The organism is Nocardia sp. TBRC8007, assembly GCF_056629435.1.
This window is the reverse complement of sequence record NZ_JBWSOR010000051.1, coordinates 1-17,035: the sequence shown is the minus strand read 5'-3', so window position 1 is coordinate 17,035 and position 17,035 is coordinate 1. Positions and strand designations below refer to the sequence as shown.

The following is a 17,035-nucleotide window of genomic DNA, read 5'->3' as shown; positions in this document are numbered from 1 at the left end:
GACCGAGACGAGCAGGGACGGTCGTTCTACAACTGAGATGCCCGAGGAGAATCCTCGGCTGCGCATGCGGGTGGTCGAAATAGACCGGTAAACGCCTCATTGCCGGCCATGCCATCACCCACAAACGCACTCGCCCTTACCGGCCGCAAACCAAAGGCAAGATCGAGCGGTTCAACCGAACCTTGCTCGACGAATGGGCCTAGCCCACCCTACTGATCCGAGGCCGAGCGCCGTGCTCCGTTCACCGACTGGCTGCGCACCTACAATCACCACCGCGGTCACACCGCACTCGACGGACATCCACCAGCCAGCCGCGGCCCCCAACCTCTCGGGTGAGTACAAGTAGCTGATGGACTCGACCGAGGGGTAGTTGGGAATAGCGCCACCATCTGCAGTACTTGTATCGACTCGATGGTGCGTAATCTGAATGCATTGCCCATATTGTACGAAGAATGCGCGGAATTTCTTACTTCCACCTCCGATACTCAGGAGAGAACATCGGGCGGACCGCTTCCGGTATGCCTTTCAATGCCACTGTTGTCGATGTCAGACAGGCTATCCGCGATATCCTCGGATCATGGTGAAGATTGATTGCCGATGAACGAGGCATCCCACATCCTGGCCAGTCCGTTCCAGAATTTTCTGGGTTTCTCCGAGACAATATCAAGTGTCTTTCCCGCTATGCCGTCGCAGCCGAGGCATACGATGAGATCGTTCTGACGGGACCCCGGGGCTCGGTCCACTACCGCACCGTCATCGTCCGCATGCAGCATCACGAACCGACCAAAGCCTACGTCACCCGCCACACCACCGAAGGCAAGACGAAACCCGAGATCATCCGCTGCCTCAAACGCCTACTCGCTTGCGAAATCTGGGCACTGACGCGACCACTACGACACACCCGCCAGCCCGCAGAAACACCCACCTGACAACTATAGGAGCATCAACGCCGTCATCGGAACATTCTGGGGCAGAACGCAAACCGAGCTACTCAACCGGAAACATCGACGAACCCGGATCGGGCTGGCGAACGCGAACTTCGAATACCTCGAGATCTTCCACAACCGACAACGACGCCGCTCGGCCCTCGGCATGCGATCTCCGATCGAGTACGAGATGGTACAGTCATCTATCCAACCCGTGGCCTGAAATCCAGTATCCCGACTCTACAGAACTCGGGGAACATCACCGACTCCGAGAAACCCAGGGTAGACCAAAGCCTCCGGACTCACCGGGACGATTCACGTCGTGCACATGGCACGTACATCAGCGTTGGTCAACAATCCTGCTGCATAACGGGTCTCGCACACATTGTGGTCCAACTCTATTCCGATGGACTTGAAACCCGGAAAATATTTCGAGGCATCCAGTCCACTAGGACCAGCGAAGGGAGCTAAGATACGGACCTCCTCGAGATGTCGTGCTCGATTATGTCGTGCTTGATTTTCCGTATCGTTCATAAATATCGAACTTTAGCTAGCGAGAGCAATTATTGTCAATCCCATAAAGTGTGGAGGATTCCTCTATGTGGCTCGGTCTTGCGACAGGGAATTTCCTCCCGTTCGGTCGATTTATCCGATAACGACACCAAACTGAATCTCACGTGTGGACAGTGCCAATGCTCACTTCCTTTGATGCCCTTCATGGATTACCCTCAGCTCCCGACTCTGCCTGTCACAAGAGGAGTAGTTGCCCAAGAGAATTTCTCGGCTGCTTTCGCCCTGGTCGCCGTGACAGCCGAACACGACAATACGATGCCATTTCTGAGCGGCATACTCGATGACACGCCGGAACTCACGGACTCACTCCTCCGCCTGACCGAAACTTCATCATCGGCAGATGAAATCGAAGATGTCCTCGATATCGGTCTACACGACAAGGGCGGAATATAACTGCTTACCGGCTGCCCACACCGCCGACACGTTTACGGACAATGAGCGCGTCGAAACCGAAAGCTGTCGATCGGCACCAATTCTTGATACCCCTTGGCGGGCGCGGTTCGGTTCCTCCTGGTTACTTCTGACCACTGGACTGGTCCGACGGTCAGAACAGGAAATACCGCTGAGCCATCGGTAATTCGGTGGCGGGCTGTTCGCGCCAGACCTCACCATCTATGCGGACGGTGAAAGTATCCGGATCGACCTCGATACGCGGCATGGCATCGTTGTGCGGCATATCCGCCTTCCCCACCCGCCGGACATTGCGGACCGGCACCAGCGTGCGCGTAACCCGCAGTCGGTCGGCGAGCCCGTCCTCGATCGCCTGCTCGGAGACAAAATGCAGTGAGGTGGCCGCGGCACTGACCGGGGCCGCGCCGAACATCGGACGCGGCAGCACCGGCTGCGGGGTCGGGATGGAGGCATTGGCATCGCCCATCGCGGCCCAGGCGATCGCGCCGCCCTTGAGCACAGCGTGCGGACGGACACCGAAGAATGCGGGCTCCCACAGCACCAGATCGGCGAGCTTGCCCACCTCGACCGAGCCGATCTCGTGATCGAGACCGTGCGCGATGGCCGGGCAAATGGTGTATTTCGAGATATAGCGCTGAACGCGGGCATTGTCCGCGGCCCCGTCGCCGAACAGGGCACCGCGGCGGCGCTTCATCACGTGCGCGGTCTGCCAGGTCCGCAGCACGACCTCTCCGATGCGACCCATGGCCTGCGAGTCGCTGCCGATCATCGAGATGGCGCCCAGATCGTGCAGCAGATCCTCCGCCGCGATGGTGGACGGGCGGATACGACTCTCGGCGAATGCAAGATCTTCCGGAATCGAGGCGCTCAGGTGGTGGCACACCATGAGCATGTCCAAGTGCTCGTCCAGAGTATTGATCGTGTGCGGGCGGGTCGGATTGGTCGAGCTCGGCAGCACATTGGCATAAGCGGCGACGGTGATGATGTCCGGTGCGTGCCCGCCGCCCGCGCCCTCGGTGTGATAGGCGTGGATGCCACGGCCCGCGATCGCGGCGAGGGTGTCCTCGACGAAACCGACCTCGTTCAACGTATCCGAGTGCAATGCCACCTGCACCCCCGCGGCATCGGCCACAGTGAGGCAGGCGTCGATCGCGGCAGGAGTCGAACCCCAGTCCTCATGCAGCTTGAAACCCGATGCACCGCCGCGCAATTGCTCCCACATCGCATCAGCACTGACGGTATTGCCCTTGCCGAGCAGCACGATGTTCATCGGCCAACCGTCGGTGGCCTCCAGCATGCGCGCCAGATGCCAGGCGCCTGGCGTCACCGTGGTCGCCTTGCTGCCCTCGGCCGGACCGGTACCGCCGCCGATCATTGTCGTGATGCCGCTGCCGAGCGCTTCGTCCATCAACTGCGGGCAGATGAAATGCACGTGACAGTCGATCGCGCCCGCGGTGAGAATACGGCCGTTGCCCGCGATGATCTCGGTGGATGGACCGACGACCAGGTCCGGGTGCACCCCGCTCATGGTGTCCGGATTCCCCGCTTTCCCGAGCGCGCTGATCCGTCCATCACGAATACCGAGGTCCGCCTTGATGATTCCCCAATGATCAATGACCACCACACCGGTGATCACGGTGTCCGGAGCCCCCTCGGCGCGCGTCGCGCGGGACTGGCCCATGGACTCGCGCAGCACCTTGCCACCGCCGAACACGGCCTCGTCACCGGCCCGGCCCGGCCCACCACTGCGGTCCTCGGTGATCTCGATCAGCAGATCGGTGTCGGCGAGGCGGATGCGGTCCCCTGTAGTCGGCCCGAACAATTCGGCGTAGCGAGCACGGCTCAGTTCGCTCACGCTGTTTCCTTTCCACCACGAACGTTTCCACCACGAACGTTTCCACTATGAACGCGGACCTGCGTGGCTACGCTGCGCTGCCACCTCCGGGGCTGACCGCTCACGCCGTGCCGTCCAGCTGTCCGGGGGGAGTTCGGCTGATACCGTACACTTTCCGAGAACCCCCCAGTGGGATCAGCGGAATCCGCTGCGCGAGACCTGGTTCGAACCGCACCGCAGTGCCCGCCGGGATGTCGAGGCGGCGGCCGTGCGCGGCCGCGCGGTCGAATCGCAGCGCGGTGTTGGCTTGCGGGAAATGCACGTGGCTGCCGACCTGCACCGGCCGGTCACCGGTGTTCAGCACATCGAGTTCGATTCGATCGGCCCCGGCGTTCAGCTCGATCACCCCCTCGGCGCACAGGTACTCACCCGGAATCACATGATCCTCCTAGCCGATCGGGTGGTGCACAGTGACGAGTTTGGTGCCGTCCGGAAAAGTCGCTTCGACCTGGACGTCGTGAATCATCTCGGGCACACCCTCCAGCACGTCGGCACGAGTGAGAACCGTTCGCCCCGAAGACATCAGTTCGGCGACGGTACGGCCGTCCCGCGCACCTTCCAGCACATGATCGGTGACCAACGCGACCGCTTCCGGATGGTTCAGCTTCAGCCCGCGCGCCTGCCTGCGCCGGGCCAATTCGGCGGCGTAGCTGAGCAATAGGCGCTCCTGCTCGTGCGGCGACAGTCGCATCCGGGCTCCTCACCGGGTCGCAGTGACTGGGTGGTGAACATTCTGGCACGCTCGTTCCGGCGCTGCCGCATGAGCCGATCAGGAGCGATGCGGCAGGTTCTGCAATCGCACCTGACCTCGGGCAACCATACGCTCCTGCTCATCGGTGACGAGCACCTGCCACAACTGCTGGAGCCTGCCACGATGCACCGGCGTCGCCACGCCGAACAGGGTGCCTTCGCGGACCGCGCGCAAGAAATCGGTGTTGTTGTTGACCCCGACCACCGTGCCCTGGTCACCGAACCAGATTCCCGCCCCGATGCTGGCGAGTGTTTCGATGATAGTGCAGTACACACCGCCGTTCTGAATGCCGGCCGGCTGGTAGAGATGCGGCTTGACGATCCACTCGCCACACACCCGGTCCGGGGCGAGCTCGGTGTAGCGCAAGCCGATCAGATCGGTGAAAGTGCCCTCGCTGTAAGCGTTCATCTGTTCGGGAGTAATACCCGCCAGCGAGCCGACCTGCCGAGTCTCCTGCTGTGTCATACATTCACTGTCGCACAAGACGAACAAGCACCTACTGCGGGGACGGCAGAATCCCGAAGCAGAATACAGAACACAGAGCGACGGACCCCGCCCGGAGGCAGGGCCCGTCGCGGCACGGAATCGGGGGTCACCGCAGCCCTCGGGACGCTCCTACGATCCGCACACCACCACAACTATAGGCCAGGCTTACCTAATTAAACAACCGGCACATCCCTATCCCGTACGCGCGCCGGACATCCAGCTAGGCACTACCGGCAGCGCAAGATAGGTTAGGCTTACCAGTCTCAACTGTACTGTCGAACCAGGAGTCGTCTGTCGTCGTGACTTCCCCCGCCACCGTGCGGCGTCGCCGTCTTTCCGGACTCCTCGCCGCGACTATCCTGCTGTTGCTCGCCGTGGTGGCCGGTATCGCGATCGGCGCGCGCTCTCTCGCGCCAGGAACCGTGTATGACACGGTGCACCACGCACTCACTTGTTCCGGCGGACCGTTCACCTGCGCGGCCGGCTCGACCGAGGAACAGATCGTGCGCGGCCTGCGCTTCCCTCGCACCGCACTCGCGCTGGTCTGTGGGGCAGCGCTGGGCATCGCGGGCGCGCTCATCCAGGGCTATACCCGAAATCCGCTCGCCGACGCCGGACTACTCGGCCTCAACGCGGGCGCAGCCTTCCTCGCGGCACTGAGCGTGTACCTGTTCTCCTTCACCGCACCGGGGCAGTACATCTGGTTCGCGTTCGCCGGAGCATTGCTCGCCGGGCTAGTGGTGTTCGGAATCTCGGTCACCGGCGGCGGCGCGGCGAGCCCGCTCACTCTGGTGCTCGCTGGAGCGGCGGTGACTGCGTTCTTACAAGCACTGACCAACACTGTGGTACTCCTCGACACATCAGCATTGGACACCTACCGGTTCTGGGTGGTCGGCACAGTCGCTGGTCGCGATGCCACAGTGTTCTGGCAGGTACTCCCCTTCCTGGCGGCAGGCACTCTGCTGGCAGTGCTGGCGGCACCAGGACTGAATCTGCTCACCCTCGGTGACGAGGTCGCGCGTGGACTCGGCATGCACATCGGCCGCAGCCGGGCGCTCGGGCTGGCAGCAATCGTCCTGCTGGCGGGTGCCGCGACGGCGGCAGTAGGGCCGATCGCTTTCCTCGGGCTCACCGTTCCGCACATCGCGCGGACCGTGACCGGGCCGGACTATCGCTGGCTGATCCCCTATTCCGGTCTATTCGGCGCGCTACTACTTCTGGTTGCCGACATCGCAGGCCGTCTGGTGGTCCGCCCCGGCGAGCTCGAAGTCGGGGTCATGCTCGCCGCGCTCGGTGCCCCGGTCTTCCTCGCGGTCGTGCGCCGCCGGAAGCTGGTGAGCCTGTGACCCTTCCCTCCCCCATACCGACCGACTCCATACCGACCGGTCCTACACCAACCGGACAGCCCACCCCGAGCACGAATACCCGGCAGGCATTGCGGGCCGGACCATTGTCGGTGGTGCTGCGGCCGCGGATGGCGCTGATCGTCATAGCACTGACCGCGCTCACGCTGGGACTACTGTGTCTCGATATCGCGATCGGCGACTCGCACCTGCCGCTCGGACGCGTATTGGATGTGTTGACCGGCGGGGGCACCAGAGCACAGCGCTTCATTGTGCTGGAATCCCGGCTACCCCGCGCACTCACCGCGCTGATGGTCGGGCTCGCACTCGGGCTGGCCGGCGCACTCACCCAATCCGTCCTGCACAACCCGATGGCCGCGCCGGACATGCTAGGCATCACCTCCGGTGCGAGTTTGGGCGCGGTGGTCGTAGTGGTCACCGCCGGTGGTACGAGCAGCGGGATCGCCACCGCTGTCACCGCACCTCTGGCTGCGCTGGCGGGCGGGCTGCTCACCGCGGTGGTCATCTATCTACTCGCCTGGGGCCGTAGTACCACCGGCGGACATGGCGTCACCGGGCTGCGGTTGGTGCTGATCGGTGTCGGCGTGAACGCCCTTTTGCTGGCGGGCATCAGCTGGTTACTCGCCCGCGCCAGCCTATCGGACGCCCAGCGGGCACAACAGTGGTTGACCGGATCGCTCAATATGGCCGACACCGCGCATCTCGCGCCCGTGGTACTCACCGTCGCACTCGTCGCGCTCATCGCACTCGGCTCTGCACGCACACTCGCTGTACTGCGTCTCGGCACAGAGACCACCCGCGCACTCGGCGTACGAATGCAGACCCAGCAGGCCGTGTTGATCGGCACTGCCGTGGTCGCCGCCTCAGCAGCCACCGCTGCCGTAGGGCCGATCAGCTTCGTGGCCCTCTCTGCGCCGCAGATCGCCCGTCGCCTGCTACGCACCTCTGGCGAACCTCTTATCGGCGCGGCCTTGGTCGGGGCCATTGTGGTGCTCGGCGCGGATATCGTCGCGCGCACGCTTTTCCCTGTCGATCTACCCCTCGGCACCGTGACCGCGATGTTCGGTGGCCCGTTCCTGCTGTATCTGCTCATGCGTATGAACCGGAAGACGACGCTGTCATGACGATCACGGACACCACACTTCACACAAACACCACAACCGGCGCTGCCTCCGGACAGCCGAACCCATCATCACAGCACCGGCTTATCGCCGATGGCATCACTCTCGGCTATGGCGAACGGAGCATCGTCGATGAGCTGAGCCTGGATATCGCCCCCGGCGTGATCACTACGGTGATCGGACCGAATGGCTGCGGGAAGTCCACACTGCTGCGTTCACTCGGTCGCCTGCTGCGTCCGCGGGCAGGCCAGGTCCTACTGGACGGCAAAGCTATTTCGACAATGAAGACCAAAGACGTAGCCCGCATCATCGGTATGCTCCCGCAGTCACCGGTGGCACCGGAAGGACTTACCGTCACCGACCTCGTCTCGCGGGGACGCCACCCATACCAGTCCTGGTTCCGACAGTGGTCGGCGACGGACGAATCCGAGGTCACAACCGCGCTGGCGAATACAGGAATCGCTGATCTCGCCGACCGCACCCTCGATGAGCTGTCCGGCGGACAACGCCAGCGCGCCTGGATATCCATGGCGTTGGCGCAAGGCACCGATATTCTGCTACTCGATGAACCGACCACCTACCTGGATCTAGCGCATTCGATCGATGTGCTCGATCTGGTCGACCGGTTACATGCGGATCTGGGCCGCACCGTGGTCATGGTATTGCACGATCTGAATCTTGCGATCCGCTACAGCGACCATCTGGTCGTGATGCATGCCGGCCGCGTCGTCGCCACCGGCGCCCCGGCCGAGGTAGTTTCTGTCGAATTGCTGCGAGAGGTCTTCGACCTCGATGCCACGGTGTTGGAGGACCCGGTGTCGGGCAGACCGATGATCGTACCGATCGGTGCCAGACATGTGCGCGGTAGAGCAGGCGGGCCAGCACAGGAATCCATAGCCGCGAAAAACGACATAACCGTAAAAATTGACATAACAGACACTTGATGGTTACGACACCTTGTAGTACGCCTCGCTGTCGTTGAGTAAGCTTATGGAATGGCAGGTCTTGGGGAGCTCGAGAAAGCGATCATGGAACAACTGTGGTCGGCTGATGAACCACAAACGGTCCGGCAAGTACACGAAGCACTCGCTACACGCCGTGAGCTCGCTTACACCACAGTGATGACCGTGCTACAACGCCTGGCGAGGAAGAACCTGGTTGTCCAGCGACGTGATGACCGTGCACACCGCTACGCGCCGGTGCATACTCGCGACGAACTCGTAGCAGGCTTGATGGTCGACGCGCTGCAGCAGGCCGACGAAGCAGGCAGTCGCGCCGCAGCGCTGGTGCACTTCGTAGAGCAAGTCGGCAAGGACGAAGCCGACGCACTACGAGAAGCGCTTGCCAAGCTCGAAGCGACCGAGGACTGAAGACTCGGCAATGTCGCAGTAGACTCTCGAGCATCCTGGCCCCACAACGCAGTGAGCTGAGTCGATGAACGCAACCGCGCCGGTTTTCGCCGGACTCGCATTGCTTCTCGCCGGGCCTGCCCCAAGCTTGCTCAGCCGGGCGACCTGGCCTTACCGAACTCCCCGCGCAGCGCTGGTGCTCTGGCAGGCCATCGCGCTGGCCGCCGTGCTCAGCGCGTTCGGCTCCGGGCTGGCGATCGCCACCGAACTGCTGGTTCCCGGCCCGGACGGGCGCCCGACCACGGCGCCAACCCACGAGATCGAAGCACTCGGCCTGCCGCTGTGGTCAGCGTACATACTTGTCTTCGGGCTCACCCTGCTGATCGGCGCCCGGCTGATCTATGCGATCGTCTGGGTCGCCGTACACACCCGCAAACGGCGCGCACGCCATCGCATGCTCGTGGATCTGCTCGACCAGAGCAGTCCGCGTCGGCACGCCGCCGATATCCGGGTCCTGGCCACCACTGAGCCGATCGCCTATTGCTTGCCCGGCCTACGCCGCCGCGTCGTGCTCAGCGAGGGCACTCTCGCCAACCTCACCGATGACGAGATCACCGCTATTGTCAGCCATGAGCGTTCACACCTGCGAGCCAGGCACGACCTGGTTCTGGAGGCGTTCACCGCTGTCCATGAGGCATTCCCCCGGATAGTGCGCAGCAAAGCCGCGCTCGGCTCGGTGAAGTTGCTGGTCGAGCTACTCGCCGACGATTCGGCAGTCAAAGTCACCGGGCCGAAGCCACTCGCCCGCGCCCTCGTGGCCTGCTCGAAGTCCACCGCGCCACAGGGCGCCCTCGCCGCGGGCGGACCCACCACGCTCATCCGCATCCAACGACTCAGCGAACGGATCGGCGATGTGCGTATCGCCACGGCCGCTTACCTCGGTTCGATCGCTATCCTGGTGGTGCCGACGCAAGCCGTCGCAATGCCCTGGCTGGTGGAACTGAGTCGGTTGCTGCGCGGCTGATTCCGGAGCACGTATGCTGGACACTCGGTCCGCTCTCCGTACGGCCGCGCACTCTGGGCGCTCAGCGCACGTCGTCGCACCGCCCCACGACGCGGTGCACCGCATCGCGCGCCGCCCGATTCCACCGAACAGTATGTTCTGTATCGAATGTGCTGTGCGACGAAAGGCACTTCTCTCGTGACCTCTTCGCCCACCGTGACCACGGCATCCCCCGTGACCTTTGCGGATTTGGGCCTGCCCGCCGTGCTCGTGCAGGCACTGCGCCGCGACGGCATCGAGTCGCCGTTCCCGATCCAGGCCGCCACGGCTCCGGCCATCTTGGCAGGCAAGGACGTGCTCGGTCGTGGCCCGACAGGTTCCGGGAAGACCCTGGCCTTCGGCCTCCCGATGCTCACCCGCCTGATAGGCGCTGCGGCCGGGCCGGGGCGCCCGCGCGGACTTGTGCTGGTACCGACCCGCGAGCTGGCCGCACAGATCGAGCGGGCGCTCGACGAGCCCGCACTCGCGCTCGGTCTGCGAGTGGCCGCAGTGGTCGGCGGCGCGCCGATCAAACGCCAAGCCGCTCGACTCGCCCGCGGTGTCGACTTGTTGATCGCCACCCCTGGTCGGCTGGCCGACCTACTCGCCCAAGGCGATGCCGACCTGGCCGATGTCGTGATCACCGCTTTGGACGAAGCCGACCACATGGCCGATATGGGCTTTCTGCCGCAGGTGACCCAACTGCTGGACCGCACCCCCCGAAACGGTCAGCGCCTGTTGTTCTCAGCCACGCTGGACGGCGAGGTCGACAAGCTGGTCGAGCGCTATCTACGCTCGCCGGTCACGCATTCCACCGCACCCCCCTCGGCATCGGTCACCACGATGTCGCACCACCTGCTGTACGTGCGGGACAAATCGGTCAAACGAGCGGTCACCACCGAGATCGCGGCCAGAGACGGGCTGACCATCATGTTCGTTCGCACCAAACACGGCGCCGACCGGCTGGCCAGACAACTACGTGGCGCGGGCATCGCCGCGGGCGCGCTGCACGGCGGCAAGGCACAGAACAATCGAACCCGCACACTCGCCGCGTTTGCCGATGGTTCGGTGCCGGTATTGGTCACCACCGATGTCGCGGCACGGGGTATCCACATCGACAACATCTCCCTGGTCGTACACGTCGATCCCCCCACTGAACCGAAGGCATACTTGCATCGTGCCGGACGCACCGCCCGCGCCGGCGAGGACGGCGTGGTAGTCACACTGGTGCTGGATGAGCAACGCAGCGATGTCGAGGCGATGGCGCGTAAAGCAGGCGTCGACATCGACCGGATCGAAGTCGGTCCTGGCGACCGCGCGCTGATCGAGATCACCGGAGCACGCCGCCCGGCGCCTGTGCCCACCACAACAGCGCAGACACCGACAGTGGGCACGCCGAAACAACCGCGTCGAAAATCACGCAGGCACGCGGCCACAGCCACGGTAAGCGGCCGGGGCGCGGGCAGGAGCACGAAGTCGCATGGACGACCCGGATCGGTAACGAGCCAGGGCGAGGCAACGGCCACGACCGGCAGCCGCGACAGCGCGAAACATACCGGAAGGTCCGCGGCGGGCAGCTCGTTGCCACGCCGAGGAGGGACTGCCGAAGCTACGTCGGCGCGTGGCTCCGACACAGCGGCGAGTCGAACGGGAGCACGTGCGACAAGCGGCGCGCACAGCCGGAAACGGCGACAAACCATACACGAGCGGCAATCGCCGAGGCACCCACGCTGAATCGGACCCGCGCACCGCGTCGTCAGCAGCAGCGCGATCTCGGCGGATCTCACTGCGCCGAGCATGGTTCCCGCCCCTGCGGGGCCGGTATCGGCAACAGTGTGCGCAACTACTCGCGCCCGAGTGCTCCTGCGCGCTACTCGACTGGAGACAGAGCGCCTGACCGTATGAGGGTGGGTGGACGGCATGCGCGATCAGCGCCCGGTTATCATCGGTCGAGTGCGCTTTCTCCCCGGTCATCAGCCGCCGTACGACCTGACTTACGACGACGTCTTCCTGATTCCGAATCAGACGGACGTCGCATCGCGCTTCGACGTCGATCTCTCGACTGCCGACGGGTCCGGCACCACCATTCCGATCGTCGTGGCCAATATGACCGCTGTCGCCGGGCGCAGGATGGCCGAGACGGTGGCTCGCCGCGGCGGCATCGTCGTCCTCCCGCAGGACCTTCCGATCAGCGCGGCCGCCGATACCATCGCCTTCGTCAAGAGCCGCTCGCTCACCGTCGACACGCCGGTCACCCTCCGCCCCGACCATTCGGTCTCCGAGGCCATCGCCCTCATGCACAAACGCGCGCACGGCGCTGTTGTCGTAGTCGACGAAGGACGTCCTGTCGGCGTGGTCACCGAAACGGCCTGCGCGGATGTCGACCGCTTCGCCCGGCTGCGCGAGGTCGCTGTCGACGATTTCGTCCGGGCTCCGGCGAGCACCACCCCGCGTGACCTATTCGATCTGCTGCACGCCGAACATGCCGACTTCGCCGTGCTCACCACCCCGGACGGCACCTTGGCCGGGGTGCTCACCCGCACCGGCGCCGTCCGCGCGGGCATCTACCAGCCCGCGGTCGACACTGCGGACAAACTGCGGGTGGCGGCCGCGGTCGGCATCAACGGTGACGTCGCGGCCAAAGCCAAAGCTCTCCGCGACGCAGGCGCCGATCTGCTGGTCATCGATACCGCACACGGTCATCAGACCAAGATGCTCGAAACCCTCGCCGCGGTTCGCGATCTCGGTCTCGGCATTCCACTGGCAGCAGGCAACGTGGTCTCCGCGGCAGGCACCAGAGATCTCGCCGCGGCGGGTGCGGACATCATCAAGGTCGGAGTCGGTCCCGGCGCCATGTGCACTACCAGGATGATGACCGGTGTGGGTCGTCCGCAATTCTCCGCCGTGGCCGAATGCGCCACCGCTGCCAAAGAACTCGGCGTGCACATCTGGGCCGACGGTGGCGTGCGCCATCCCCGAGATGTAGCGCTCGCGCTGGCCGCCGGCGCATCCAACGTCATGATCGGCTCCTGGTTCGCCGGCACCTACGAATCCCCCGGCGATCTGCGCGTCGACCGCGACGGCAATGCCTACAAGGAGAGCTTCGGTATGGCCTCCAAACGCGCTGTCGCCGCGCGCACCGCCTCCGACAGCGAATTCGACCGCGCCCGCAAGGCACTGTTCGAGGAGGGCATCTCCAGCTCCCGCATGCGGTTGGACCCCGAACGCCCCAGTGTCGAGGACCTCATCGACCACATCTGCTCCGGTGTCCGTAGTGCCTGCACTTATGCGGGCGCGCGCACACTCACCGAGTTCCACGACAGAGCAGTCCTCGGCGTGCAGTCTGCGGCCGGTTTCGCCGAAGGCCGCCCGCTGCCGAGTGGTTGGTGAGCATCGACACGCTCATTCGACCCGGCATGGCACACGCGGGCGACCCGTGGACCGGTAACATAGTGACTGCCTGATACCGGCGACAGTCCACATTTTGCGAAAGGATCCAGTTGTCACCCGCGTCCGAGGGCGCCACACAGGAGGGCTCCTCTACCGAGCCGGGTGACAAACCCGGCGTTCCCTTCTTCTCAGTGGCCCTATCCCGCACCGGTTGTTCCCCGTCATCATTCGGGTGGTGCTGACGATGTCCGTCGCGCTCACCGTGCTCAGCCTGCTCGGGTTCATCGCTCTCACGATCGGCACCGCCCTGTTCGTGGCCGCCGAATTCTCCCTCACCGCGCTGGAACGCAGCACTGTCGAGGCGCACGCCCGCGCCGGCGACGTGCGCGCCCGGCTGGTCCGCAAGGCGCACCGAACCTTGTCGTTCCAGCTGTCCGGCGCCCAACTCGGCATCACCATCACCACACTGATCACCGGTTATATTGCCGAACCGGTGCTGACCCGGCTATTGAACCCCATGTTCACCGGAATCGGACTCAGCGATACCGCCACACACGGTATCGCGCTCGTGCTGGCATTGGTATTGGCCACCTCGCTGTCGATGATCTACGGCGAGCTGGTGCCCAAGAACGTAGCGATCGCCGAACCACTGGCCACCGCACGCATCACCGCTGGTCCGATGATCGCCTTCTCGATGATATTCGGGTGGATGATCCGCTTCCTCAACGGCACCGCCAACTGGGTGATTCGCAGACTAGGCGTAGAGCCTGCGGAAGAGTTGCGTTCGGCTCGCTCACCGCAGGAACTCGGCTCCCTGGTACGCACATCGGCCCTGCGCGGCGCACTCGACCAGCGCACCGCCCAGTTGATAGACCGCTCGCTGCAGTTCGGTGAACGTAGCGCCGAGGAGCTGATGACACCGCGAGTGAAGATCGAAACCCTGGACAAGGACGACACCATCGCCGATCTCATCGCCGCGGCCGGACACACCGGCTACTCCCGGTTCCCGGTAGTCGACGGCGATCTCGACAACCCCCTCGGCTTCGTGCACGTCAAACAAGCGTTCACACATCCGGCGAGTGCGCGCGGCACCACCCCCGTAAAGATGCTCGCCCGCCCGGTCCCGATCGTGCCTGCCAGCCTGGATGGAGACGAGGTACTCGAACGCATCCGCTCCGACGGTATGCAGGTCGCCCTCGTCGTGGACGAATACGGCGGCACCGCAGGCATTGTCACCATGGAGGACATCATCGAGGAGATCCTCGGCGATGTCCGTGACGAACACGACGAAGAAGAGCGTAACGTACGGCGCGTCTCCGACGGCTGGGACTGTTCCGGCCTGTTGCGCATCGACGAAGTCTCCCGGGCTACCGGATACGCCGCCCCTGAAGGCGAGTACGAAACCCTGGGTGGTCTCGTCTTGACCAGGCTGGGTCGCATCCCGATCGCGGGTGACGAGATCACGCTGCCGAATCCACGATCGCTGTGGTCGGCGACGGACAGCGAGGGCTGCTGGATAGCCCGCGTCGAACGGATGGACGGACGGCGCATCGACCGCGTGCGTCTGATCCCGGTCGCCGCAAGCATCCTCGCATCGGGGGAGCTCAGCCATGGGTGATCTCTTCGGCGTGCTGCTCGCCATCGCGTTGCTCGGCTGCAACGCCTTCTTCGTCGCCGCCGAGTTCGCACTCATCTCCGCTCGACGCGACCGGCTGGAAGCGCTGGCCGCGCAAGGCAAGCGCAACGCGAACACCGTGATCCGGGCAGGTGAGAACCTTTCGATGATGCTCGCGGCCGCACAGCTGGGCATCACCATCTGCTCGATCCTGCTCGGCCGGGTGGGCGAACCCGCCGTCGCGCACCTACTGGAACGCCCGTTCGAGTCGATCGGCCTGCCCGAGCAACTGCTGCACCCGGTGGCTTTCGCTGTCGCGCTGACCATCGTGGTCATCCTGCACATCCTGCTCGGTGAGATGATCCCGAAGAACATCGCGCTGGCCGGTCCGGAACGCAGTGCGCTTCTGTTGGTTCCGGTACACCTGGTCTGGCTGCGGCTGGCCCGTCCGCTCATCGCGCTGTACAACATGGCCGCCAATCTGTCGCTGCGACCGCTTCGGGTCGAACCGAAAGACGAGCTGGAGGCCACCGTGTCTACAGTCGAGCTGGCCGAGATGATCGGCGAGTCGCGTTCGGAGGGCCTGCTCGACGCGGAAGAGCATCGACGCCTCACCCAAGCGCTCGGCAGCAGCAATCGAGTGGTCAGCGATGTGATGGTGCGATTGGACACCGCCCGCTCGGTGCCACTGCGTAGCAGCGGGACCACCCTCGGCGACATCGAATCCGCCGTCGCCGAAACAGGGTTCTCCCGATACCCGGTACGGACGAGCGACGGTTCGCTGGTCGGCTATCTGCATGTGAAGGATGTTCTCGACAAGGTGGCCGACGAGAACGCCGGACCGGCGACGCCGATCCCGCGTACCGATATCCGCCCGCTGCCCACTATCGGAACAGGCACCCCGCTCCACGAGGCGCTGGCTCGTCTACGTCGTACCAACAGCCATCTCGGCCGAGTGGTCGACGAGCGAGGCAACACTATCGGCATCGTCGCCTTGGAGGATTTGGTGGAAGAGTTCGTCGGGACCGTCCGGGATGGAACACACCGCGTGACCGAGTGATGAGCGAGACATCGAGATCGGGTGGTCAGGACCGGAGGCGGCAGTTCAGCATGACCACGCAAAATCCCACACACACCGCGCAAGAAAACGCCATGAGCGTCCGGATAGTGTCCGGTTCGTGCTGGCGGGCGGACGCCGCCGCCCACCGGGCTCGGCTCGATGCTCTGATCGGACCCTATCTCGCACAGCGAGCGCAGGGTTCGACGCATCCGGTGATCGACTTCCTGTTCACGTACTACAGCCATAAACCCGCCCAGTTGCGGCGCTGGCACCCCGGTTACGGCGTCGCGCTCGCGGACGCCGCCGAGTACGACGGCGCCCGCGGGTATCTCCGCCTCAGCGAGGCGAATATCCAGGCCATCGATTCGGATGACCCGCCGAGTCGCCTGCCCGACAATATCTTCACCGCCGATCCCGCCCATCTGGCCAAACGCTACGACACCCTCGCGTTCATCGCGAACCTATTGCACGCCACCGCGTCCCGACCCGCGCAGTTGTCCTGCTTCGGCCTGCACGAGTGGGCGATGGTGTACCGCGCCGATGACATCCGCCACCAACATGTGCCATTGCGACTCGGACAGGCAGACACCGACGCCGTGGTCGAATCGATGTCGCTGCGCTGCACGCATTTCGATGCCTACCGTTTCTTCACCCCCGAAGCGGTAGGCCGCAACAGCGAGCCGCTGACCCGCGTCGGCCAGCCGCACCATGAGCAACCCGGTTGTCTACATGCGGGCATGGATCTGTACAAATGGAGCGTTGCTACAAGCCCTTTGATCTGCTCGGATCTGACCCTGGACTGCTTTGAGCTAGCTTACGACGCAAGGGAACTCGATATGCGCGCCAGTCCCTACGACCTGTCCGGGTACGGCTATGAGCCGATCCGTATCGAAACACCGACCGGGCGCGCCGAGTACGTCCGGCGACAAGCAGCGCTGTCCGAGCGTGCCGCAGTCCTCCGAAAGCGGCTTCATACCGCCTGCACCGCCCTGCTCAATATATAGCAATTAATGCATGTATTAGGCGAAAAGAAAAACCCCCGACCGAGGCACG

17 protein-coding genes and 1 pseudogene are annotated in these 17,035 nt (G+C 64.2%); 14 read left to right on the top strand and 4 right to left on the bottom strand.

The annotated features are described in order from the left end of the window. Positions 1–113: 113 nt before the first annotated feature. The 4 genes and pseudogenes from ACX4ZE_RS21945 to ACX4ZE_RS21930 form a co-directional block, all read left to right on the top strand. Positions 114–346 (top strand): annotated as a pseudogene (locus tag ACX4ZE_RS21945) (integrase core domain-containing protein); the annotation flags it as partial. A 418-nt stretch (positions 347–764) separates the two neighbouring features. Beyond that, complete coding sequence (locus ACX4ZE_RS21940) at positions 765–929, top strand: hypothetical protein (RefSeq protein WP_480275363.1); 165 nt, start codon at positions 765–767, stop codon at positions 927–929. Positions 930–942: 13 nt separating this feature from the next. Next, a complete protein-coding gene (locus tag ACX4ZE_RS21935; protein WP_480275367.1) occupies positions 943–1,149 on the top strand; it encodes an IS3 family transposase in 207 nt (68 codons plus the stop codon). A 485-nt stretch (positions 1,150–1,634) separates the two neighbouring features. Beyond that, positions 1,635–1,892, top strand: a complete 258-nt coding sequence (locus ACX4ZE_RS21930) for a hypothetical protein (RefSeq protein WP_480275362.1) — start codon at positions 1,635–1,637, stop codon at positions 1,890–1,892. A 151-nt stretch (positions 1,893–2,043) separates the two neighbouring features. Here the strand turns inward: ACX4ZE_RS21930 and ACX4ZE_RS21925 are convergent, their stop codons facing one another. From ACX4ZE_RS21925 to ACX4ZE_RS21910, 4 genes are all read right to left on the bottom strand, one after another. After that, on the bottom strand, positions 2,044–3,765 hold the full coding sequence (locus ACX4ZE_RS21925; RefSeq protein ID WP_480275361.1) for an urease subunit alpha: 1,722 nt from the start codon (positions 3,763–3,765) through the stop codon (positions 2,044–2,046). Between the two features lie 100 nt (positions 3,766–3,865). Beyond that, positions 3,866–4,183, bottom strand: a complete 318-nt coding sequence (locus tag ACX4ZE_RS21920) for an urease subunit beta (protein ID WP_480275360.1) — start codon at positions 4,181–4,183, stop codon at positions 3,866–3,868. Positions 4,184–4,192: 9 nt separating this feature from the next. Continuing rightward, positions 4,193–4,495: an urease subunit gamma gene (locus ACX4ZE_RS21915; RefSeq protein WP_480275359.1), complete on the bottom strand. Its 303-nt coding sequence runs from the start codon at positions 4,493–4,495 to the stop codon at positions 4,193–4,195. Positions 4,496–4,573: 78 nt separating this feature from the next. Beyond that, on the bottom strand, positions 4,574–5,020 hold the full coding sequence (locus ACX4ZE_RS21910) for a PaaI family thioesterase (RefSeq protein WP_480275358.1): 447 nt from the start codon (positions 5,018–5,020) through the stop codon (positions 4,574–4,576). Positions 5,021–5,340: 320 nt separating this feature from the next. On the opposite strand from ACX4ZE_RS21910, the gene ACX4ZE_RS21905 reads away from it, so the two are divergent. The 10 genes from ACX4ZE_RS21905 (at position 5,341) to ACX4ZE_RS21860 (ending at position 16,986) form a co-directional block, all read left to right on the top strand. Beyond that, positions 5,341–6,387 (top strand): FecCD family ABC transporter permease, encoded by a 1,047-nt coding sequence (locus ACX4ZE_RS21905; protein WP_480275357.1) that lies wholly within the window; start codon positions 5,341–5,343, stop codon positions 6,385–6,387. Continuing rightward, positions 6,384–7,529 (top strand): FecCD family ABC transporter permease, encoded by a 1,146-nt coding sequence (locus ACX4ZE_RS21900; RefSeq protein WP_480275356.1) that lies wholly within the window; start codon positions 6,384–6,386, stop codon positions 7,527–7,529. The genes ACX4ZE_RS21905 and ACX4ZE_RS21900 overlap by 4 nt, the downstream gene beginning before the upstream one ends. Next, the gene (locus ACX4ZE_RS21895; protein WP_480275355.1) at positions 7,526–8,470 is read left to right on the top strand and encodes an ABC transporter ATP-binding protein; all 945 of its coding nucleotides are present in this window, start codon (positions 7,526–7,528) and stop codon (positions 8,468–8,470) included. Before ACX4ZE_RS21900 ends, ACX4ZE_RS21895 begins: the two co-directional genes overlap by 4 nt. 51 nt (positions 8,471–8,521) lie before the next feature. Next, on the top strand, positions 8,522–8,896 hold the full coding sequence (locus ACX4ZE_RS21890) for a BlaI/MecI/CopY family transcriptional regulator (RefSeq protein ID WP_480275354.1): 375 nt from the start codon (positions 8,522–8,524) through the stop codon (positions 8,894–8,896). Between the two features lie 64 nt (positions 8,897–8,960). Continuing rightward, on the top strand, positions 8,961–9,899 hold the full coding sequence (locus ACX4ZE_RS21885; RefSeq protein WP_480275353.1) for a M56 family metallopeptidase: 939 nt from the start codon (positions 8,961–8,963) through the stop codon (positions 9,897–9,899). Positions 9,900–10,046: 147 nt separating this feature from the next. Further along, entirely contained in the window at positions 10,047–11,651 is a 1,605-nt protein-coding gene (locus ACX4ZE_RS21880; protein WP_480275352.1) for a DEAD/DEAH box helicase, read from the top strand. Positions 11,652–11,870: 219 nt separating this feature from the next. Then, entirely contained in the window at positions 11,871–13,307 is a 1,437-nt protein-coding gene (locus ACX4ZE_RS21875; RefSeq protein WP_480275366.1) for a GuaB1 family IMP dehydrogenase-related protein, read from the top strand. Positions 13,308–13,551: 244 nt separating this feature from the next. Then, positions 13,552–14,925 (top strand): hemolysin family protein, encoded by a 1,374-nt coding sequence (locus ACX4ZE_RS21870; protein ID WP_480275365.1) that lies wholly within the window; start codon positions 13,552–13,554, stop codon positions 14,923–14,925. Further along, complete coding sequence (locus tag ACX4ZE_RS21865; protein ID WP_480275351.1) at positions 14,918–15,982, top strand: hemolysin family protein; 1,065 nt, start codon at positions 14,918–14,920, stop codon at positions 15,980–15,982. The genes ACX4ZE_RS21870 and ACX4ZE_RS21865 overlap by 8 nt, the downstream gene beginning before the upstream one ends. A gap of 92 nt (positions 15,983–16,074) precedes the next feature. Beyond that, positions 16,075–16,986, top strand: a complete 912-nt coding sequence (locus ACX4ZE_RS21860; RefSeq protein WP_480275364.1) for a 3-methyladenine DNA glycosylase — start codon at positions 16,075–16,077, stop codon at positions 16,984–16,986. Positions 16,987–17,035 lie beyond the last annotated feature (49 nt).